The organism is Metabacillus indicus LMG 22858 (assembly GCF_000708755.2).
In the GTDB taxonomy this organism is placed as follows: domain Bacteria; phylum Bacillota; class Bacilli; order Bacillales; family Bacillaceae; genus Bacillus_P; species Bacillus_P indicus.
On the sequence record NZ_JGVU02000002.1, the window covers coordinates 1096100 to 1117258 of the forward strand.

Below are 21159 nucleotides of genomic sequence, written 5' to 3' on the forward strand. Positions count from 1 at the left end.
AACAGCCTGCCTTTTTGCCGGCAGGCTGTTTTTCTGCTTATTTTTTCGATAATGCTTTTCCCGCAAGCTTTTCAAACACCCGGGGCATGAGCTGATAAAAGCTGCTGCCGGCATTCATCCAGCCGGGCAGGTTGATTTCGCGCTTTTCGGTCATCATGGCGCTGACAATTTTTTCAGATACTTTATCAGGATCAAGCATAAAGCGCTGAACATTTTTTACGTACGTTCCGCTTTGATCGGCAATATTGAAAAAATTCGTCTGGATCGGTCCCGGGTTGACGGATGTGACGTGAATGCCGGTGCCGGCAAGCTCCATACGGAGGCTGTTTGTGAAGCCGAGAACCGCATGCTTTGTTGCTGAGTACAGGCTTGATTTTGGTGTTGCGAGCTTTCCGGCCTGTGAGGCGATGTTGATGATGTGGCCGTCATTCCGTGATCTCATCCCCGGCAGGACCATTTTGGTGCAGGCAATCAGTCCGAATACGTTCACCTCAAACATGGAGGTCATTTCATCCAGTGTAGCCTCTTCCACTGTGTTAAAGATGCCGAAGCCGGCGTTGTTGACGAGCACATCAATTTGAGGGACACTGTCCAAAATCCGGGCGAACGTCTGCGCGACAGCGTCCAGGTCGCTTACGTCGAGCGGATAATACGTGCAGGTGACGCCGTATTGGTCAGAGATTCGTTTTGCTGCTGCGGCAAGCAGGTCAGCCCGTCTGGCAATCAGGATCGGGTGTGCGCCGCTTGCAGCTGCGAGTGCGGCCATTTTTTCGCCGATTCCGCCTGAAGCGCCTGTAATGACGACATAGCGGTCTTTCAATTTTTGATTCATTTCGTTCACCTCATCAAGAGTAAAGGATGTGTACCCCTTCCATTTGACCCTTAATTTCCCCCATCGCTTCGAGATAATCCAGCTGCCCCACCGTTTCTGACATCGTGAGCATCATCTGCTTCTGATAAAGACGCGGGAACAGCCTTTCGGATACTTCAAACGCTGTCATCGGTTTTTCTTTTAAAAACGACAGCACTTCATAGGCGCGTTCTTTTTGTCTTTTCAACCGATATTGTATCAGTTCGTGCGGATTTGCGACAGTTTCACCATGCCCGGAATGCACACTTGAGAGCGGGATTTTCAAAAGAGCCTCAAAGGATTCATTAAACTGCAGCTGCGGTTTCGGCCTCGCCCCGCCCTCCATCGACGGTTCCAACAGAGGATTTGCCGATATATGCTTCAGGATATGGTCTCCCCCGAACATCATGCCATCCTCAGCCCTGTACAGCGCAATATGTGTCTGCGCATGACCCGGTGTCTCAATGACGTGCCACCCGTTCATTCCCGGCACAGGGTCCCCTTCTCTGAGATCTGATGAGAGCTCCCGTTTGCATGAATATTTTAGATTTGATACAAATCTTGCGAGGTACGGAAGCTGCTTCTCTTCTACGCCCAACTCGGCAAACAGCTTCAGAAAAAAGGTCTTTTGCTCTTCCATAAATACCTGATCCTGGCTGATCCACGGAGCATTGTAGCGGTGACCAATCACTTCAGCCGACTCGGGCAGATAATCGAGCAGCCCGACATGATCCGGATGGTGGTGGGTCAGAATTACCTGCTCAATGTCTTCCGGACGGTATCCGGCATCCTTCATCTGGGCTGTAAGAGCGGCAAATGCCTCCGGTGTTTTCGGACCGGCATCAATCAGCGTCAGGCGGTCTCCTTTTACAAGATAAACGTTCACATCCCCCACCGGAAAAGGCGTCGGGAGGGTGATAGGGATTATGTAATCTGATTTTAATTTCATACCATCGTCCTCATTTTGTTATTTTTATATATGACTACTATATTCAATACGTGTAAAATGAATGCTTATTCACCTATTATTAAGCCTATTTTACACGTTCCCTGCAAACGTGTCATTATTTTCAAATAATTCACCGGTTATTATTGAAAAAATACTCCTTGACAAACGCCTGTCCAACCTCGCATAATGATGAACAACTAATATGCTTTAACGCGCGAATGCTGCAAAATAAATAACGTAATGAGCTGTGAACAGGAATAGTAAATCCGCAATGATGAACAGAGAGTGAAACCCGCCGGCTGAAAGGTTTCATCATCCTCTTGCCGCTTGAACCTGCCCTGTGAGCTTTCAGGCAAACCTGACGCTGCCCCTCGATACGGGAGCATAAGCTGGAGTGATTCACGTCGCTCAATGAAGGTGGTACCGCGGAAACCGTTTCGTCCTTTTTTTACTGGATGAGGCGGTTTTTATTTTGAAAAAAATTTCAGGAGGAAAAAGATGAAAAACATCGCATTTACAGGTGCAGGAGCTATAGCCGAAGCCATCATCAACGGGTTAATCAGCGACGGTGTCTGCCTTCCTGGCCAACTAATTGTCACGAACCATTCAAATGATGAACGCCTTTCATTTTTAAAAGAGTCCTACGGGGTCTCAGTCACCAGAGACAAGCGCGAAGCTGTCAAACATGCCGATATCATCATTCTTGCCATGAAGCCGAAGGATGTCAGATCAGGAATTGAAAGCATACGGGAGCATGTGAAGGGCAGCCAATTAATTATTTCTGTCCTTGCGGGAATTTCCACTGAAACGATCCAGGATCTGTTCGGAAAAAAATTGTCCGTCATCAGAGCCATGCCAAATACATCTGCAGCCATCCGGAAATCGGCGACCGCCCTTGCCTGCACATCAGAAGTCAGCCAGGCGGAAATGGACGCAGCATCAGAACTGTTCCGTGCAATCGGTACGGTCGTGCACGTTTCAGAAGATCAGCTTGATGCCGTAACAGGCCTTTCAGGAAGCGGACCTGCCTACATCTATTACTTAGCAGAGGCACTGGAAGCAGCGGCGGCCGATAATGGCATTGAAGCACACACAGCAAAAGCACTCATCGCCCAAACTTTCCTCGGAGCGGCCGAAATGCTCCTGCACTCAGGAAAACAGCCGGAAGTTCTCAGAAAAGAAGTAACAAGTCCGGGGGGCACAACAGAGGCCGGCATTGCAAGGCTTGAGCACTATGCCGTTAAAAAAGCATTAAGAGAATGTGTGAAAACGGCGACCGAACGCTCTGCCGAAATGGGTGAATTGTTTGCAAAAAACGCTCAAAAAGAGCATACTTGATAAGATAAAGGTGCAGGAAAAAAAGCAGCCTTGTTGAAATAAAAAGAAAACGAAATGTCACATTTACAGACAGGTGGTAGCATGTATACAGTTTTTTCGACCTTCGATGTGCCGGATGAAAAGGCCGAAGAAGTCATTTCCATATATCAGAACCGTTCAAGAATGGTAGATGAAGCAAAAGGATTCGTTGATTTTCTGCTTCTGCAAAACGATAAGCGAGCGGGAGAATTGACGGTCCAGCTGCTTTTTGAAAGAAAAGAAGACTACATGAACTGGGTCAAAAGCGAGGAATTCAAGAAAATCCATGACCTTGAAAAGAAGTATCCTGATCAGGAGCTTGCTGCCGTCATTCCCAAGGTCAAGCAATACAAGGTGGTCGCCCGATGAGCTTTTTCCCTGCGGATCAGATTGTCTATGAAGCAACCGAGAAAATCTATCAAAATGAGCCTTTCCTTCTTGAGAGATTCGGAGAAAAAGGCAAAGAAAAATGCAGAGAAGACAACCATCATCATCTTAAGCACCTTCAAACCGCTTTTGATCTGCAGAATGCACAGGTATTTACAGACTACGCCATCTGGCTGAACGGCATTCTTGTCAAACACGGCATGAAAACGCAGCATTTGATTGATAACTTTGATTACCTGGAAGAAGTGCTCATTGAAATGGAGATTCAGGATCAGGAGAGAGTGTCTGCCTACCTGGCTTACCTTAAAGCCGGCACAGATGCACTAATGAAAGAGAAAGAGAAATAAAGAGAAATGAGGTGCTCTGTATGAAGAGTTCAGCAGCTTTTGAGTTTGCAAACCTGCTGTTAGACGGCAATGAAACAGCCGCTGTTCAGCTGGTTAAGGACCACAGTCACCTGTCACGGATCCAACTGTTTGAAGAGTTGTTTACCCCCGCCATGCAGCATGTCGGGGACTTATGGGAAAATAATGAGATTACGGTTGCAGATGAACACCTTGCAAGCGTTGTGTGCGATTTTATCCTTTCGACCCTCTATCCGCTGGAACAGCATCCGGAGTCAGAAAACAGAAAAAAAGCTATGCTGCTTTGTGTAGAAGGCGAGCAGCACTATCTCGGGCTGAAGATGGTCAACAGCCTGTTTGATCAGCAGGGGTGGGAAACTCATTACCTTGGGCCAAATCTTCCGCTTGAATACGCCATAAAAAAAGCCGAGCTCTGGAAACCCGAAGTGATTTGTCTTTCAGTATCTATCGTGTACCATCTTCCGAAAGTCAAAAAGTACATTGATGCTCTCTCTTCTCTTCCAAATCACCCGGTCATCCTGCTCGGCGGACGAATTGTCAGCCAGTATGATATCAGTCCATACAGCTCTGGAAACACAGAAATCATGTACGACCTGAAATCGGTGGACAACTGGCTGAAGAGACACAATCAAATCAAAATCAGCAGCAGCGTTTCAGCTGCTCCGGTACGTGCAGATAAAAGTCTGACCCGATCTTAAAAAAAGCGGCCGGACGACATCCTGTTAAAGGATGACGTCCGCCGCTTTTTTGCGCTCTGCAAGACGGATACTGGTTTTTAGCCAGACAGGTGCATTGGGATGAGCAAAAATTTCCTCCGCTGTCATCCAAACAGCCTCCGAAACTTCCTCTTCGCTTTTCGGATGAGCCGTCCCGCTTTTATATTCACATAAAAACACGATGTTCACGACATGAAAGCCGTCATCTGACTCAAACGATGCACTGTGAACATAACGGACTTCATCCTTAACCACAACATCTGTCTCCTCTTCCACTTCCCGCTTGACCGTATTTTCCAGAATATCCATTACAGCGCCTTCTTTTTCGGTTTTTCCGCCGGGCAGGGAAAGCAGCCCTGCGGCGTGCTCTTCCCTCATGCTGCGTTCAATGATGAGCCATTTGTCTTCTTTAAAAACAGCCCCTTCTGCGTTTACGATGAACATGCTGTTTCCCCGTCCCTTCATTCGTCTAAATGCTTACAAAGCCACTCAACTGCAAGCTTTTCCACTTCATCAAGATGCTCCATAAAACTGTGTGAAGCTCCATCAATCACCTCAAGTTTTGAACCTTGGGGCAGCAACTTCATTCCCCTTTTGGACGTCTCTAAAAGCATTCTTTCTTCTTCGTCCGCATTCCCGTGTATGATCAGAACTGGACAGGCAACGGCCGACAGCAGCTCCATCTGGTTCCCCTGTTCAAAATCATGCAGCATCTGCTGATCGATGATGATATGTTTCCGGGGACCTGAGGAAAGATGCTCTGTGATCACTCCTGTTTCTTGCAGCTCTCTCATTTGCTCAGCTGTGAAGTGATCATTCCAGTTGTACGTATGCGGACCTGTTGACGCACCTGTCAAAATCATCGTGCTCACTTCTTTTGTATAACACATCAGGCAGATTCTGCTTCCGAGGCTGTGACCGTAAAGGACAATCGATTGAAAGCCGCATTGTTTCGCGTATTCAATGACCGACTGAAGATCATCCTTTTCTTTTGCCATCGTCAGCGTATCGTCATCACTCTCGCCGCAGCCGCTGAAATCAAAGGCAAGCACGTTCCATCCGAGCGACTGGAAGACAGCGGCAAACCGGTCGAACCGGCCACTCGATGACTTGTCAGACGTAAACCCGTGGCACATGATGACAAGTCTGCGGGAATCGGCTTCATATAAATGACCGATCAGAGCCAGTCCTCTTGAATTTTTCAGCTCAATCCTGACGCAGTTCATCACTGTCTGCTTTTTTAAAGATTTGTTTCAAAGTATAGTTCAAGAGCTCCGGACACGTTTCAAAGGAGTACGGCAGATGAAGACGCTCTGTCCACTTATGCGGGTCTTTTCCGTAAGGGCCGACGTTTAAAACAGGAATATTCAGCTCTTTTATTTCATCAAGCGGCAGCTTATAGTGATCCCCGTAGATTGGCATGTTGGCCGTCAGCTCGCGGATTGACTCCTCACTGTCACGCAACTGAAGAAAGCTCAAATCCGAAAGGCCCGCAAAGTACTCCTGATTCACAAGAGAGATTCCGAATTTGCTGCCGGCATAGCTCTGCACATCAGACAGTACATCCTGGATAAACGCGTCCTCTTTTGACGAAACAGACGGATAAAACGGCGGACTGTAAAACACGACGATTAAGGGAGCAAGCTCCTTGCACAACCCCGACAGACCTGAAACGATTTTGTTTGTAAAATGGCGGTCATCAAGATCACCGCGGTTGGCTTTCAAGTAACCTATATGCCTGTTGACTTCCTCTTCGCCGACTTTTTGAACGGCGTAGGCAAGCAGTTCGTCATAGGACATGACCGTGACCCGATAGGATGCAGGGGTGTAACCGACAGACCGGCTGTAATGCTTTGCCTTCTCGTCGTAAAACTTCTCCACCCGGCGTGCAGCCGCTGAAGCTGTATTCATCAGCATCCCGTGCAGCTCAAGCATGCTGCGCTTCATCGTCAAAATGTTGAACAGCGAAACGGCCTCATGCGGAATCTGCACCGAATACTCCTCTTTCAAATCTTTCTGCATAAGGTTCATCGGCGGCGGCGTCACTTCTCCGCCTGCTATCTCTGAATATTTTTCATTCAGCTCAAGCAGCCTGTTCAGCTCGGAAATGATTAAATTCGCGTTCAGTCCAGAAAAAGGCTCGCCTACATGCGTTTCCACCCCGCTGCAGTAAAACCCGGCCAGCACTTTTCCAATCGACCCGCTGTACACATAGAAATTCTCATCATTCGGATACCTCGAAAACATCGGCTCTGAATTGACGCATGCCGTGTAGGAAAGATCGTATTTTTGTTTCAGCTTTTGAAGAACAGGCACAGCCCCGAGCATCCCTGCTGAATTTACTTCTTCATCAGGAACCGTCAGCAGGAGCAAATTTCCGTCAAACTCACCGTTCATCGCCTGCTCAAGCATGCCGAGCTGAACCGTCAGTCCCGCCTTCATATCCATCGTTCCGCGGCCAAACAGCCAGTCGCCTGTTTCAAGATCCTCTTTCACCGGCTGCGGAAGAAGATTCGCCGAGTTCGCAAGTTCCTTTGTCAGCTCGTGCGGCCGGAAAGCAAGATGCTCAAGATGACCGTAATCCTTCACATCCACCACATCGAAATGGCTCATCAGGATAACCGTATCTTCCGTTTCTTTTTTGCTTTTAACAAAAGCCGTCAAAAAATAGCGGCCGTCTTCAAGGGGATGCAGTTTCACATGATCCGGATGTTCTTTGAAATAAGGAAAATCATTCAGCACATAATAAAGATGCTGGGCAAGGGCAATCTCATCCTTTGATCCCGTGATGCTCGCAAGATTCACTAGTCCTGTTAAAAGCTCTGTCAGCTGCTGTTTCGATTGCCATTTTGCTGTCATGATGAGACCTCCTAAAATAGATGCTGACTCTATTCTAAAGAATTTTCGCAATTTTTAAAAGAGGATCATTTTGAATGAATTCAGAGGAGTGAATTTCCACTTTTGGTATCCTGTATTTTCGGCGATTCTGATTATAAGGCAGCACTTTGTCTTTTTGGCACCTTATATTTTGTGCTCGCGATTATGGGATAGCATTTTCTCTTTTTGTTACCCCATATTTTCGATGCTCGCGATAATGAGATAGCATTTTCTCTTTTTGCTACCCTGTATTTTCGGTGCCCCCGATTATAGGGATGCATTCACTCAATGCTCCATCGTCAGGCAACTTACATGAAGTCTTACCTCAAAGCTGATATACTTTTTTTATGAAATTTCACTCAAGGAGGCAATCAAACATGAAGAATCACTTATTTACACCATACACCGTAAAAAACGTCACACTTAAAAACCGGATCGTCATGTCTCCGATGTGCATGTACTCATCACACCGCGAAGGCGGAATGGTCGAGGATTTTCATATGACCCATTACATTAGCCGCGCCATTGGCGGTACGGGGCTGATCATGATTGAAGCGACATCCGTTACGCCTCAGGGCAGAATCTCTCCGCAGGATCTCGGCATCTGGAGCGATGACCATATTGAAGGCTTGAAAAAATTAGTTGACGGTATGAAAGAAAATGGCGCCAAAACGGCGATCCAGCTTGCACATGCCGGAAGAAAAGCCGTGCTCGAAGGCGAGATTGTCTCACCATCCGCCATTGCATTTAATGAAAAAAGCAAAACACCTGTCGAGATGACAACAGAAAAAATTAAAGAAACCATTCAAGCTTTTAAAGACGGAGCAATCCGTGCGAAAAAAGCTGGATTTGATATCATCGAGCTTCACGGCGCACACGGATACTTAATCAACCAGTTCCTCTCACCGCTTTCCAATAAGCGGACAGACGAATACGGCGGCAGCAAAGAAAACCGCTACCGCTTCCTGAAAGAAATCATCGATGCTGTTAATGAAGTCTGGGACGGACCGCTGTTCGTAAGGGTATCTGCAACAGATTACACCCCTGAAGGACTGAACGTAGAAGATTACGTGGATTACTGCTCATGGATGAAAGAACAGGGAGTCGATCTGATCGATGTCAGCTCAGGTGCCCTCGTTCCTGCAGACATCAAAGTCTTCCCTGGCTACCAGGTGAAATTTGCCGAGCGCATCCGCGAAGGAGCCAGCATCGATACTGGAGCCGTAGGCCTGATCACAACCGGAACACAGGCTGAAGAAATCCTCGGAAACGGCCGCGCAGATCTTATCTTCCTTGCACGCGCCCTTCTTCGCGACCCATACTGGCCGCGGACTGCAGCTGCTGAACTTGGCGTTGCGATTGAGGCGCCAAAGCAGTATGCGCGCGGGTGGTAATCCTTATTGCAATGAGAGAAAAGAATTAATAAGCACAATTTGGCACCGCTTTTGGCGGTGTTTTTGTATGTAAAAAAACTCAAATCGCTGTGAAATGAGTTGAAGGAATACTAATAATTAATTCCTCGCAGATAACTATAAACGATCAATTTTTTTTATCAGCCTGCTTACACTCAATAAAATGATTGTAAACCCAACAAAATTTATCAGCATATTTGCTGTAACACCCAAATCATCAAAATTGATGCTAGCCAAAAGCACTCCGATGAGTATCAAAAATAATGCAAACAATGTTTTCAACTATTCTCCCCTCTTTCGTCTACATGCTCTTAAAGAATGGGTGCTTGCTGCTGAACTGCCGATAGTTGACTAATCCATATTTCTTTTCTGACAAACATACACCATTTCTTTACTTCCACCTGTCAGCGGATTTTCATTCCAATCCCCATACACATTTAAAACCTTGAATCCGTTCATGGCCAGCAGCCTCTCCATTTCCCTTGGAAAAACAAAGCGCAGAGAGATCTCAGTTTTTTTCTCCTTTACTTCTTCTCCCGCGTCATTCTTATACTTTCTTATTGTTGTGTTATGCTGGATCTGGCTGATGGCATCATAAGAGGATTGGCAGTAAACGTCTACTTGCAGCTTACTCTCCTCATCCTCATAAGTTTTCCAAAATTCCTCTGTCCCTGCTGAAACCAGCTCTTCTGCCCCAGGAAATCTGGTTCCAAAAATAAAAATCCCATCAGGATTTAAATGCCGGCTGACTGAAGCCAATAGCTTATCCTGATCCTCGTTTGTAAGAAAATGCTGAAAAGAGTTTCCAACGGTATAGATGAGATCTGATGAAGTTTCGATGTTTAAATCCATACAGTCCTGTTGAATCCAATTGATTTCAAGACCCAGGTCCGAAGACTTTCTCCTTGCTTCGTCCAGCATTCCTTTATGTACGTCCACTCCAGTTACGCGATGACCTTGCCTTGCTAAAGGGATAGTGGCTCTCCCTGTGCCGCAGGCAATATCGATTATTGATCCATTTGTCAGCGATGCCCATTTCAATAATAAGGGAATGTCGCTTATATAAGACTCGTTTTCCCCATCATAAAGCGAAGGGTCGTCGTACTCTTCGAAGTTGTAGTGTGACTTTTTTTCTTGCATGAAGGTCTCCTTTTCTTATGTTTGCAATATATCTATTAACCTACTACAGGAATCTTCTTTTCAGACAACAAATCATTGATTACAGGTAAATGTTCAATATATAGATTGTCAGGTAAGTCTGTTAATGGAAAAAATCTATTTTCAAGTGTTTCCTCGTTTTGCTTCGTTAAATATACAGAATAATCTGTACACTTGAAAAAGACTTCAACCAAAGCCGCCTGATCACCATTAGAAAATGTCTTATCTCTTGACGGTCCTGAATAAATGCCAAACAAACTGAGTTCACCTAATGTAATACCGGTCTCTTCAAAAACTTCTCATTTTGCAGTATCTCGGACAGATTCATTCAGTTCCATGAACCCTCCAGGAATTCCCCATAAATGGCTGTCTGCTCTCAGCTGCAACAACACCTCTTCCTTTTCGTTGAAAACCATCGCACCAACTGCAACCATTATTACTTTTTCATGACCTACCATAGATCTCAAATAGCTTATATAGTCCATTGAATCCTCCATATTAAAAGCTCAATTCTTTATTCAATTTGTCCGCTTTTTAAAATAAATCACTTCCGGATCTCCATCATCCAAATTCTCCACAATGCCGCTTTCAACGAAACCATTTGAATGAAAGACCTTATGCATATCTGAATTAGATTGATTCGTTGAAGAAAAAACTTTCTCGGTTGCAGATGACCTCACCATATAGTCAATTAGCAAACTTGCAATTCCCCTGCGCCTCTTGGATGGAGACACAATAATGAGAGAGATAAACGTACACTCAAAAAAGCTTGTATCATGAATAAGAAACCCTGCAATCTCCTCTTCTTCATTTGCAATGAGACACTGTCCACTCTCGATAGCATGTTTTATGATTTCCCGTCTGCTTGAATTACCAATTACCTCACTGTCTATTTCTACTAACCTATTTAAGTCTGCGATATCTGCAGCAAGCACTCTGTTCATATTTTTGCTCCTTTAAAATTAACAACTCTCAACACTACTTTACAGACTTATCCATTTCTATCTCTTGAATACAATGTGCAATCACTTCGCATTTTTTTATAGCCCAAATGTAATGACTGGACGTGTTTGCTTCGAAATAGCTGTAAAGATTACTTGTTTTTGTCCACTTGGAGTATTTTTTTGTCATGATTTCTTCATTTGTATGTAAGTTGATTAAGTCCATTACTCTCCCATGGCTTAACTTCACTTTTTTTACGGCTTGATTTAACGTAACCTCCTGATACCCTTCCCAGATTTTCATGTTGAGCAGTTTTATCCTACTCCACTTATAACCTGGTGCCGGCATAACCGGCTGATCCCCATCCATTCCTTCCCGGTACCATCTCTCGAGCATGGCATGCCATTCATAAAGATGCATCAATACATCGCGAAAATTTTTGTCTCTTTCTTGAGTATCAATAGAAATATTTCTTTTTCTGACAGGAACAGATTCAATGATTTCGAGCAATGAACTAAAATACGTGTCGCTATTTAACAATAGAATCTCTTTTTCACTAGTCATACTAATCTCCTTATCACAGTCGTATAGTATTTTGAGAGGAACATACTAATCATTGATTCCTGAATACTTCAGTTATTCTGTTGATCAACTTTCCCGTTCTTAAAATGTCTTTTTAACAAATCCTCCAGATCTTTATTTGGTTCGTAAACATGATCATTGACTAGATTTGTTGACATAGTAAAGAAAGGATTATTGCTCCCCTTTTCATAAAAAGCAGCAGCATAGAGAAATCCATTAATCTCATCTTTATCAATGTCTCTTTTATTAAATGTGATATCCTCTAACTCAGAAAAAAAATCGTTTACTTGTCTAGACGAATGTAATACTCGCCGTTCACCATTTGCACCATTGGTGATTGTGATTTTTTGAATTCGTTTAGGATCACTATCATAGAGGTCTATAAACACAACTTCACTGTCGGTACATCCTGCCAATAAGAAAATGACACAGATACTTACAATATATAGATACCTTTTTATCATTATAGACACCCCGTAATAAACAGACTTGAAAGAGAATATTCCGCTTATTGTTCATCAAGAACGTACTGGTGAAAGAAGATGAAGATAAGAAGACAAAAAGGCCAGTGATTATTCTTCCAACAAAGCCCCATCAAAAGGAAATTCTTCTCTCTTAATTTTCCCTTTCAATTCTTCCAGTGATTGAATAACGTAGTCTTTAAACTCTGGAGGGTAGTTGTATGTATAGCTATTAATCTCAAATTCATCTTCATCAAGAACTTCCCATTCATTATTTAACCGCTTCACTAGATCCAAGTCCAAATCGATAAAGGAAAGATGGTTATTTTCAAACACAGACGGCATTGCAATGTTGCAGTAATAAGAGACAATTTCCCTGTTCTCCATCTCCATCGCAACTGTAAATCCTTTCTTTAAGGAAAAGAATTCTAATGAATCATTAGGAAGTGTAAAGGTTGTCCCTTTTGTATGATGCGTTAATGTTCTACCCGCCTTGCAAAGCACTAACACGTATTCAGATGTGATCTTCAGTAATTCTCCCTGCCATTCATAATGAATAATGTTCGGATACTTTAATGCAGAAATCGTGATAATTGGTCTCATAAACAGCACCTCTTTACGGAGTTCATAGGAAGAAAAACGTGCATTCAGAATGTACCCATTCTATCCTTTTTCTAAAATCGCCCTAACAAATTCCGTTTTTCCATCTGCATATTTATGTTTATCATTCGAGTTCGAGCTTGCTAATGCAAGCTTCAGCCGTTCATATTCTCTTCTCTGCTGCTCGTTCCTTCTCAAGCAATCTCTGAATCTGAGCTGTTCTGCCAAGTATCTATTACCTGTTTCGTACATATGAATCTGGTGGGTTCTCGGTTCTCCTTTATTAAAGTAATGCCTATCCGGTAATACGTTTGTGCCTCTGTAAGCGTAACCTATTTTCTCTAGTGCGGGTGCACACTTTTCACCCTTTGAAAAATCATGTATTTCTATAGCTATATCAATGATGGGCTTTGCACAAAGACCTTCGATGGCTGTACTTCCAATGTGGTGAACACGATGGATGCAAGGACCAATTAAATCTTGAATGTGCTGCCTCTCTGTCTCAAATTCAGTTCTCCATTCATTCGACCATGGTACTAAGAAAACTTCTCCTCTGGGTAATCCGAGCATGTTGTCCCCCCTTCTAGCTTCAAGCTTCACTATCAACCTGTAAATTTATAAAAGATTCTTTTATATCCACTCAGCAAATATTCCCGCAAACTTTGAGCTGAATCATCGTCAGATTTCCCGCCAGTACAACAGGAGATGTGAAACCAATCAGGACCTGTTCCTAAAAGAAGGATAATACCAATTATTTCAAATTCCGACTGATTAAACAAGGATAAATAAAGAGAGCACTGTTTATAAAGAATATCACACCATTGAAAAAGCCGGTCACCTTAACAAGGCAGCCAGCGGAGACAGTCGTATATTTACGTTTTACATTTTCCTGCTATTTATTTAAAATGCTTTCTTCCAAAACATCATATTTATTAGCATATTTCCTTTCGATATGCATCTCCCCCCAATTGCAAAGGGCATCAAGAATTTCCTTCAGCGACCAGCCGTACTCTGTTAGTGAGTACTCTACCTTTGGCGGAACCTGATTATAAACCTTCCGCTCTATCAATTCATCTTTTTCTAATTCCTTAAGCTGCTGCGTCAGCATTTTTTGTGAAATACCTGGCATCAAACGTTTTAATTCGCTCGTTCTCTTTGTTCCTAATATTAAGTGACACATGATGACGACTTTCCATTTTCCTCCGATCAATTCGAGGGCAGCTTCTACGGGTATATTATATTTTTTCATTCTTTCCTCCATTATTTACAGTTACCGATTGGTTCCTACATAACCCAATGGTTACATTGTCCCTGAAAAGTGCGTACTTTTCAAGTTACTAGCTATCATGCATAATAAATCAGCCGGCAATACTTTGAAAGTGAGTTGTTTGAATTGGAATTAAAATTAAGAGATAAATTGGTTCTTGTAACAGGATCAACTGCAGGAATCGGTAAGGCAACAGCAATCAGTTTTTTAAACGAAGGGGCTCGCGTAATTATCAACGGCCGTTCAAAAGAGAATGTGGAGAGTGTTGTTAATGAACTTTCTTCAATGGGAACCGTTTATGGTATTCATGCAGATGTATCTGTAAAAGAAGAGTCAGACAGACTAATTGAAGAAATAAATAAAATTGGTGATTTGGATGTATTAGTTAATAATACTGGTGTTTTTACGGTAAAACCCTTTACAGAAGTTACAGATGAAGAATGGCTGGACTATTATCAAATTAATGTCATGAGTGCTGTCCGCTTATCACGTGCTTTTTTACCAAAAATGATGGAGCGCAATTCAGGAAGAATCATCAATCTTGCAAGTGAAGCAGGCATTAAACCATACCCTGAGCTAGTACCTTATGGTGTTTCAAAAACAGCCCTTATCACATTGTCAAGAGGGCTTGCTGAAGTAGCTAAAGGAACAAACGTTACAGTAAACTCTATCCTTCCTGGACCGACATGGACAGAAGGCTTCGGCCAGTTCATCAGCGATATGGCAAAAGAAAATGGACAAGAACTGGATGCTTTCATCAGCGACTACTTTAAAAACGACCAGCCAACGTCTCTAATTCAGCGCTATGCAACTGTAGAAGAAGTGGCTGATACGATTGTCTTTATTGCATCAGATAAAGCTTCTGCCATAAATGGAACTGCCCAAAGAGTCGAAGGCGGCATTATCCAGAGTATCCTTTAACTATCATTCAGCAGCGGACTTCCCAGACTGTAGCAGACTTATCTATTATGAGTTTGCCTACAGTCTTTTTATTGTTGAAGGTATCATCTGTAAGCCGTAAAACGTATTTATGAAAAAGACATCTATTAAGTAGTTGCCCAATGCCCCGGCCTTTCCAAATATACCGGAATCTTAGTATGAACATCTCCAATAGCGGAATTAATTTGTGACTGTGTCAGAAAAAGAGCTTCCGTCAGGTCAGCACCCCTCAAATCTGCATCCCTCAGATCGGCACCAATGAAATCAGCCCTTTTTAAATCACTGTTGCTTATGTTTGCTGCTATCATCAATTTCCCGCGAAAATCTTCACCCTGCAGGTTCAGCCCTTTAAGATTTGCCCCTATGAAATCCGCAGCCTTTCTGCTTTTTTTCTTTTTGATGTCATTCACTCTGCTTCTGTACAATTTGCTTGTTTCCATTAACAGAACATTCACCTTACTTCTATGTGCTGACACATCAACTTTTAAAATAGCTTCCGGCTTTCTTAAGGTCAGCTCGACCGTTTCCTCATAACTGTTTTGAAGACTTACTCGAATGGACTGAGTTTCTTTTAGATGCAGGGCCTGCTTAAGGTAGAACAGCATTTCGTGCAGCTGCTGCACATTTGGAAAAACTGCAAACATCTCTTCCGCATGCTCTTTATTATCCCGCCAGTCCCGGCCGTTATAAATCATCTGTGAAACATGCTGGCCGGCGCCGAAACACTCATAGGATACACACCCTCGAAAGCCCTTTTCCCTTAATTGACTGTGTATGGCGCAGGTATAAGTAGAACACAAATTCCGGCAAGGATCTCCTCCATCTTTATCAAAAGGGAAATCGGCTGATTTTCCATAAGGCAACGCGACACAGCATAATCCAAAGCAATTTTGGCAATCTGATTCCAATTCATTAAGCATTACGAAGCACTTCCTGTTTGTTGATTTCTAAAACTTAAAAAGATTTTTCTCTATGTATTCACCTTTTTCAAAAGATTTGATAACAATATCAAATTTCTCGCTGTACGGATGCATAAACAACTTGTACTGTATCCGGCGCTGATTATGGGAAAAGAGCAAGTACTCTTTATTCGTTCCACGTTCAAGAACATCCCTGTTCATTCTTCTGGCCAGCTCTGTTTCGTCATCCGTATAAAAATAGATGTTCAAATCATAGAGTTCCGGGTTCGTGAAAGCAACAGCCATTCCTTCGACAATTGATATCCTTTTCTTTGAATCAATCAACATACTTTTTGCGTAAGGAGCATCGATTGTAAGAAAATCTAACCCCTGCCTGATCATCTGCACATCTCTTTCTAATGCAGGCAGATGATGAGCGGCTGGGTGGCAGGCCGTCATTTTAAAGGAATGATTTTCGTTCCCATAGCTGTATTCGATCCGGGCATGTTTTCTAACTCCTGAACTTATGATGTAAGGATCTGTATTCAGGTAATTGGCATCTTCTTTGTTCAGTGCAGCCAGGAGTTTATCTGCGAAGGTGGTCTTCCCCGCAGCACCGTGGCCTGAAATGCCAATTATGATTCTTTTCTTTGTACTTCCAGTCCACTTTAAGATGTTCTCTGTTAATTGATTCATGTCTTCAACCCTTCGGTAACGTATATAAACTAATAAAAAAAGCGAATGAAAAGTACAATTCCATAAAGAGGTATACCGACAATCAGCATTCCCGCTAAAAAGTAACAGATACTTTTAAAGATACCCTTGAGAAAATCAGAAATTGCTCCTGCAAAATCATCTATAAAATGCTTCATGACTCACACCTTCCATTCATTAAAATAGAATACAGGTCATTCTTGAAAAGCATTAACCGAACGAGAAAATGCTTATTAAATAGTCCTCTTCAGGAAAGTCACCCTGATAATCGAAGCCAGCTTTCAAATAGAAATTTTTTAGTTTCTCATTTCCCGCCCAGCAGTCCAAATAAATCTTTTTCTTTACTGACATGGCGTAAGAACAAGCAAACTCTGTGATGTACAAGCCAATCCCTTTTCCCTGATATTCACACAGAATCGCTATTTGACTTAAATACATATTGGCTGAATCCATCATCAGCCTGCTCAATTGATTGATTTCCTCTATACAAAAGGCACCAATTAACACTGAGTCATCTACTAGTACGTACATTTCATGGTTCTTAATTTTGCTTAAAAGCTTTTCAGCACACCAGGGATACTCCCATTGGTTTATTCCCTTTTTGTGCAAGTCGATTGTAACTTGATTGTACACATGCGAAACTTGCTTCAGGTCTTGCCTAGAAGCTAATCTTATGTTCATGTTCATATCATCCAATATCTTTTACACAAGAAAAAACCAAGACTACCGGAATTCGCTGCCTTCTTAAAAACTCTTCTTCAATGCTGAAATGCTCCCGTTTAGGTGTGCCTTCACGCAGATCAAGCACTGTAAAACCAGCTTGTCTAAGAGCCGAAAAGTAGTGTTCAGTTGTACGATGATACTTAACGACGGTTTGGTCAATCCACGGTTCTTTTCTTTCTCCCTCAAGGAAATAGTCATCAACAAGCCAGCTGCCTCGCTTATCTCCATGCTCTTTACTTGCAAAAGCAGAGGTTGTAAGCGGATGCTGAATGCTGAAAATAAATTTGCCGTTTTCTTTAAGTGTTTGATGTATATTTTCAAAAATTCTGCAGACATCTGAGATATAATGCAGGACAAACCGGGACGTTACAAGATCAAATACTTCTTTAGGAAAGGTATGAGCTTCTATCGTTTCGCAAAGTACATTTCCATTTTGTCCAATCAGATTGGATCGCGCTGCTTCAGCCATTTGCTCCGAACCTTCTACTCCTGTATAGTGTTTTGCCCCTTGGTGTAAAAGCTCTTTACCAAACCTTGCATCACCGCACCCTAAATCAAGGATGCACTTATCCTGAATGTCCCCAATTAATTCATGAATGATCGGACCTTCAATGGCATTATTGGGACTGTCCTGTCTGTTCCTTCTATTCATGTACTGGTCAAAAAAATCCGGCTGATTATAGGCACTGGCTCCTCTGAATTCCACTCATATCTCTCCCTGCGTTTTTACGGTTTCTGCTCCATAATTATTAAAAGTTCTGACTCCACTTTAGCATAATTATCCAAATTTATAACAGTACTTCTTTTCAATGTTATCCATTAATCTAAATGATGTTTGACAATCTCTCTTCTATCAAATATTATCATTACTGATAACAATAATAATTAAGGGTGAGAATAGTGTCCAAGGCCAAGATGGATTTGATCCTGCATCCGGTCCGAATGCAAATTATTCAGCAGCTTTCCAGGAATGATGCGACTGTGAGTCAGCTGAAGGAATGGCTCTCTGATATCCCGCAGGCGACTCTTTACCGCCATTTAAATATTCTTAAGGAAAATAAGATTATTTTTGTAAAAGAAGAACGTAAAATAAGAGGTGCCGTTGAGAGAACGTATGCGATTGAAAAGCAGAATCCTGTGGTGTCTTTGGAAGAGCTGAAAAGTATGTCCGGTGAAGACCACCTGAACATGTTTATGACCTTCCTGTCCAATGTGACCGGCCAGGCCAAAAGCTATCTGCTCGCCGATCCCGACTTGTCCAATGATCCATTTGGATACAGTCAAGTAGATCTCTACCTGACGAAGGCGGAGGTTGAAGATTTGTCTAAGGGCATGAATGAACTCCTCAGCCGTTTTATAACAAATAAGCCTTCCTCCCAGAACGAGAAGGTTACTCTGATTCAAATGCTTTTACCAGAGCCCAAGAATAATAAAGGAAGTGCTGACTAACAATGTTAACCCGTTTTTATCGTAAAGTGTTTGAATTAAACGGCCATCCTGCGGCTGCAAGATTACTTAAAAGGTTTGCACAATCTAAAGCCAGTAAACCTTTCACAGGTTCATTTTCAAGACTGTATAAATTAAATTTACAGGAAGCAAGCAAAAATCTTCAAGACTATCAGTCTCTTCACGATCTTTTCACCCGTGAATTAAAACCGGGTGTCCGCCCGATTGCAGGAGAACAGGATGCGTTCGTCAGCCCGAGTGACAGTGTGTTGTCGGTGGTTGATCACCTGACGCCTGAAAGCAGGTTTGTTGTTAAGGGACAGGAATATACTGTGGAAGAGCTGCTTGGGTCTAAAAACGAAGCCGAGGTATATTCAGGCGGACAAGTGCTGATCTTTTATTTAAGTCCCACTGACTACCACCGGGTTCATGTCCCAATGGATGCAAAGATCGAAGAAGTATATACATTGGGGAAAGAAGCGGCTCCCGTTAATACAATCGGCTTAAAATACGGACTCCGCCCGCTGACGAGAAATTACCGCCTGGTGACGAAATTCAGCGCGGCAGGAGTTCCATTTGCACAGGTGATGGTCGGTGCGCTCAATGTTAATTCCATTGAAAGAACCAACCATCAGCACGATGTTCGCCGCGGCGATCCATTCGGCTACTTTTCATTCGGCTCAACTGTGGTGATTTGTGTTCCAAAAGGACATCTTGAATTTACCGGAAAGACAGGACCTGTCAAAATGGGCGAGCAAATTGGCAGATGGAAATCTGCTGGTGACATGCCGAAGCTGTAATGTCACGCCGTCTAATTAAATGTACAAAATCTTAAAAAAGCAGCCAATGGCTGCTTTTTATCGTTAAATATAGATAAATCCTAACACCTAACATACTTCCGCTTAAACCCAAGCCGCCCTTTATCCAGTTCCTTATGGATCGTTTCAAAAGCATTCAGAGTACTGCTTTTTTTCGTATCCCGCCTGATTTCAACTGTTCCGATTGCCTTGGCCGTTTCAACTGCTTTTTCACTCAGCGGTATATACGAAATCCCGACCGTGTAAACAAATTGATTCATGGCATATTTCGCTCGTTCCGGCGAATCATGAATGGTGTTTTTGACCTCACTAAGCATCGCCGCAATTTTGCTTTCTGAAAATTCATGGTCCTTGCGGTTTCCAAGCAGCCAGCAGTAGCAGCTCCAGCCTGCAGACATTTTTAACTCTTCCCCGCTAGCAATCCACTTATCTGCCACATCCTGCGCAATATCTGATTCTGATAATGTCACTGCCACCACATAGTCCGAAATCATATAAAAATATGCTGCATCGATCCAGCGGTCAAAGTCCTCTTCTGTCATGGCTTTTGGATCTGCAATAATCCCGGCAAAATACATCGCATCATAATTCCCTGTGGCATACAGCTCTTCTGCGAGTACCTGATTGATTTTAATTTGCTTGGCAATTGGTTTCATCGCTCCAGTTGCCACACCAAAAAGAGGTTCCTGTGCCCCATTTGACATGTACATTTTCTTTGTCCGTTCCTTGCCGAGGGATTCAAGCTCCTGCATAACCGTTTTGGCATCCATTGTTTTTGCACGTCCTTTCATATCTTTAAACGATTCTATTTGAGTTTTTGTTCGAGCAAAAATTTATGTTCATTCACTAGCTTCCATGTCGAAAATGAATTATTCCCAATCATTCCTATGATTTGATATAAATGAAAGGTCTTTTTGATAATGTTCAAGATGGCCTTCTTCGATCATTTTCTGAAAAGCAGGATGGCCTTCACCCGCTTCTCTTTCAATCGTTTTGCACAAGCCTTCGATTCGCAGCAGAACGATATCCAGAACATCTTCTTCAAACGTCTTTCCGTAAGCATCTAAGAACAAGTTCATTCTGCGCTTAATCCTGCTTGCATGCTCCGATGACGATGATTGATAATAAACCTTCTCCCCTTTTTCTGAAACATAAAATCTGCTTAGCGGCACGCATGTATAAAGAGTGTATGCAATGTCCCAAATGCGCGGTCCAGGTCCAGCGACATCAAAATCAATGATTCCGGTTGGACGCTGGTTATTAAAAATGATGTTATATACCGCAAAATCATTATGACAGAGTACTTCATATGGCTGAGGAGTGTTATCAAGAGGTTTCCAGCTGCTGTCGATCGGAAAATCACTGACAGCATCATGATAGAGCCTGAGCATTTCAGCTGTTTCTTGCAAAACCGCATCTGACCACATGTACTTTTTCAGCGGATAATGCCCGGCTTCGCCTTCAATAAAGGTCAGAATCTCTCTGCCTATTTCATCTATACCGAGATATTTGGGAGCATACTTATATCCTCTGTCTTCGAGATGCCTTAGTAGTGAATGAATCTTTCTGCTATTTGGCTTGCATTCCCGTCTTACTGTCTGTCCTGAGCGGTATACACTGGACACGTTGCCTCCAGTGAGCAATTCTTCGTTTGAAGGATTTGACAAAACGACGCACCTCCTTGTTTTCATTATTTGC

At 43.0% G+C, this 21159-nt stretch carries 26 protein-coding genes and 1 pseudogene; 8 read left to right on the forward strand and 19 right to left on the reverse strand.

Annotation, left to right across the window (positions count from 1 at the left end):
• Positions 1–37: 37 nt before the first annotated feature.
• Positions 38–832: an SDR family NAD(P)-dependent oxidoreductase gene (locus tag AZ46_RS08830; RefSeq protein ID WP_029280025.1), complete on the reverse strand. Its 795-nt coding sequence runs from the start codon at positions 830–832 to the stop codon at positions 38–40.
• Between the two features lie 13 nt (positions 833–845).
• Positions 846–1799, reverse strand: coding sequence for an MBL fold metallo-hydrolase (locus AZ46_RS08835; RefSeq protein ID WP_029280023.1), 954 nt, complete (start codon positions 1797–1799; stop codon positions 846–848).
• Between the two features lie 498 nt (positions 1800–2297).
• On the opposite strand from AZ46_RS08835, the gene proC reads away from it, so the two are divergent.
• The 4 genes from proC (at position 2298) to AZ46_RS08855 (ending at position 4605) form a co-directional block, all read left to right on the forward strand.
• Positions 2298–3137, forward strand: coding sequence for a pyrroline-5-carboxylate reductase (gene proC, locus AZ46_RS08840; RefSeq protein ID WP_029280021.1), 840 nt, complete (start codon positions 2298–2300; stop codon positions 3135–3137).
• An 81-nt stretch (positions 3138–3218) separates the two neighbouring features.
• Entirely contained in the window at positions 3219–3524 is a 306-nt protein-coding gene (locus AZ46_RS08845; protein ID WP_029280018.1) for an antibiotic biosynthesis monooxygenase family protein, read from the forward strand.
• Entirely contained in the window at positions 3521–3889 is a 369-nt protein-coding gene (locus tag AZ46_RS08850) for a globin family protein (RefSeq protein ID WP_029280016.1), read from the forward strand. The genes AZ46_RS08845 and AZ46_RS08850 overlap by 4 nt, the downstream gene beginning before the upstream one ends.
• Before the next feature lie 20 nt (positions 3890–3909).
• Complete coding sequence (locus AZ46_RS08855) at positions 3910–4605, forward strand: cobalamin B12-binding domain-containing protein (RefSeq protein ID WP_081870163.1); 696 nt, start codon at positions 3910–3912, stop codon at positions 4603–4605.
• Positions 4606–4629: 24 nt separating this feature from the next.
• Here the strand turns inward: AZ46_RS08855 and AZ46_RS08860 are convergent, their stop codons facing one another.
• The 3 genes from AZ46_RS08860 to AZ46_RS08870 are packed head-to-tail and all read right to left on the reverse strand — an operon-like array spanning position 4630 to position 7482.
• On the reverse strand, positions 4630–5067 hold the full coding sequence (locus AZ46_RS08860; RefSeq protein ID WP_029280014.1) for an NUDIX domain-containing protein: 438 nt from the start codon (positions 5065–5067) through the stop codon (positions 4630–4632).
• 17 nt (positions 5068–5084) lie between these two features.
• Positions 5085–5849: an alpha/beta hydrolase gene (locus AZ46_RS08865; protein WP_029280012.1), complete on the reverse strand. Its 765-nt coding sequence runs from the start codon at positions 5847–5849 to the stop codon at positions 5085–5087.
• Positions 5830–7482: a M20/M25/M40 family metallo-hydrolase gene (locus AZ46_RS08870; protein ID WP_029280010.1), complete on the reverse strand. Its 1653-nt coding sequence runs from the start codon at positions 7480–7482 to the stop codon at positions 5830–5832. Before AZ46_RS08870 ends, AZ46_RS08865 begins: the two co-directional genes overlap by 20 nt.
• Positions 7483–7877: 395 nt before the next feature.
• On the opposite strand from AZ46_RS08870, the gene namA reads away from it, so the two are divergent.
• Positions 7878–8894, forward strand: coding sequence for an NADPH dehydrogenase NamA (gene namA / locus AZ46_RS08875; protein WP_029280008.1), 1017 nt, complete (start codon positions 7878–7880; stop codon positions 8892–8894).
• A gap of 369 nt (positions 8895–9263) precedes the next feature.
• On the opposite strand, the gene AZ46_RS08880 is transcribed toward namA, so the two are convergent.
• The 8 genes and pseudogenes from AZ46_RS08880 to AZ46_RS08915 all read right to left on the reverse strand — a co-directional run bounded on the left by AZ46_RS08880 (position 9264) and on the right by AZ46_RS08915 (position 13904).
• Complete coding sequence (locus AZ46_RS08880) at positions 9264–10052, reverse strand: class I SAM-dependent methyltransferase (protein ID WP_029280006.1); 789 nt, start codon at positions 10050–10052, stop codon at positions 9264–9266.
• A 35-nt stretch (positions 10053–10087) separates the two neighbouring features.
• Positions 10088–10567, reverse strand: a pseudogene (locus tag AZ46_RS22505) (NUDIX hydrolase).
• 21 nt (positions 10568–10588) lie between these two features.
• Positions 10589–11014 (reverse strand): GNAT family N-acetyltransferase, encoded by a 426-nt coding sequence (locus AZ46_RS08890; RefSeq protein ID WP_029280004.1) that lies wholly within the window; start codon positions 11012–11014, stop codon positions 10589–10591.
• Between the two features lie 34 nt (positions 11015–11048).
• Positions 11049–11582, reverse strand: coding sequence for a ClbS/DfsB family four-helix bundle protein (locus tag AZ46_RS08895; RefSeq protein ID WP_029280003.1), 534 nt, complete (start codon positions 11580–11582; stop codon positions 11049–11051).
• Between the two features lie 62 nt (positions 11583–11644).
• Positions 11645–12058, reverse strand: a complete 414-nt coding sequence (locus AZ46_RS08900; RefSeq protein ID WP_029280001.1) for a hypothetical protein — start codon at positions 12056–12058, stop codon at positions 11645–11647.
• 108 nt (positions 12059–12166) lie between these two features.
• Positions 12167–12658 carry a DUF402 domain-containing protein gene (locus tag AZ46_RS08905; RefSeq protein WP_029279999.1) on the reverse strand — a complete coding sequence of 164 codons (492 nt, stop codon included), beginning with the start codon at positions 12656–12658 and terminating at the stop codon, positions 12167–12169.
• A gap of 60 nt (positions 12659–12718) precedes the next feature.
• Complete coding sequence (locus tag AZ46_RS08910; protein WP_029279997.1) at positions 12719–13225, reverse strand: GrpB family protein; 507 nt, start codon at positions 13223–13225, stop codon at positions 12719–12721.
• A 322-nt stretch (positions 13226–13547) separates the two neighbouring features.
• Positions 13548–13904, reverse strand: coding sequence for a winged helix-turn-helix transcriptional regulator (locus AZ46_RS08915; RefSeq protein ID WP_029279995.1), 357 nt, complete (start codon positions 13902–13904; stop codon positions 13548–13550).
• Positions 13905–14048: 144 nt separating this feature from the next.
• On the opposite strand from AZ46_RS08915, the gene AZ46_RS08920 reads away from it, so the two are divergent.
• The gene (locus AZ46_RS08920; RefSeq protein ID WP_029279993.1) at positions 14049–14843 is read left to right on the forward strand and encodes an SDR family NAD(P)-dependent oxidoreductase; all 795 of its coding nucleotides are present in this window, start codon (positions 14049–14051) and stop codon (positions 14841–14843) included.
• A gap of 125 nt (positions 14844–14968) precedes the next feature.
• Here the strand turns inward: AZ46_RS08920 and AZ46_RS08925 are convergent, their stop codons facing one another.
• The 4 genes from AZ46_RS08925 to AZ46_RS08940 all read right to left on the reverse strand — a co-directional run bounded on the left by AZ46_RS08925 (position 14969) and on the right by AZ46_RS08940 (position 17903).
• The gene (locus AZ46_RS08925) at positions 14969–15781 is read right to left on the reverse strand and encodes a pentapeptide repeat-containing protein (RefSeq protein ID WP_029279991.1); all 813 of its coding nucleotides are present in this window, start codon (positions 15779–15781) and stop codon (positions 14969–14971) included.
• Positions 15782–15808: 27 nt separating this feature from the next.
• Positions 15809–16456 (reverse strand): uridine kinase family protein, encoded by a 648-nt coding sequence (locus tag AZ46_RS08930; RefSeq protein WP_029279988.1) that lies wholly within the window; start codon positions 16454–16456, stop codon positions 15809–15811.
• A 228-nt stretch (positions 16457–16684) separates the two neighbouring features.
• Positions 16685–17155: a GNAT family N-acetyltransferase gene (locus tag AZ46_RS20960; RefSeq protein WP_029279987.1), complete on the reverse strand. Its 471-nt coding sequence runs from the start codon at positions 17153–17155 to the stop codon at positions 16685–16687.
• Between the two features lie 7 nt (positions 17156–17162).
• The gene (locus tag AZ46_RS08940) at positions 17163–17903 is read right to left on the reverse strand and encodes a class I SAM-dependent methyltransferase (protein WP_029279986.1); all 741 of its coding nucleotides are present in this window, start codon (positions 17901–17903) and stop codon (positions 17163–17165) included.
• A 194-nt stretch (positions 17904–18097) separates the two neighbouring features.
• On the opposite strand from AZ46_RS08940, the gene AZ46_RS08945 reads away from it, so the two are divergent.
• Complete coding sequence (locus AZ46_RS08945) at positions 18098–18646, forward strand: helix-turn-helix domain-containing protein (RefSeq protein WP_051865375.1); 549 nt, start codon at positions 18098–18100, stop codon at positions 18644–18646.
• 2 nt (positions 18647–18648) lie between these two features.
• Positions 18649–19443, forward strand: coding sequence for a phosphatidylserine decarboxylase (locus AZ46_RS08950; RefSeq protein ID WP_029279983.1), 795 nt, complete (start codon positions 18649–18651; stop codon positions 19441–19443).
• Between the two features lie 80 nt (positions 19444–19523).
• Here the strand turns inward: AZ46_RS08950 and AZ46_RS08955 are convergent, their stop codons facing one another.
• Together AZ46_RS08955 and AZ46_RS08960 are read right to left on the reverse strand one after the other, a co-directional pair.
• Positions 19524–20231, reverse strand: coding sequence for a DNA alkylation repair protein (locus tag AZ46_RS08955; RefSeq protein ID WP_029279981.1), 708 nt, complete (start codon positions 20229–20231; stop codon positions 19524–19526).
• A 99-nt stretch (positions 20232–20330) separates the two neighbouring features.
• Positions 20331–21128: a phosphotransferase gene (locus AZ46_RS08960; protein WP_029279979.1), complete on the reverse strand. Its 798-nt coding sequence runs from the start codon at positions 21126–21128 to the stop codon at positions 20331–20333.
• Positions 21129–21159 lie beyond the last annotated feature (31 nt).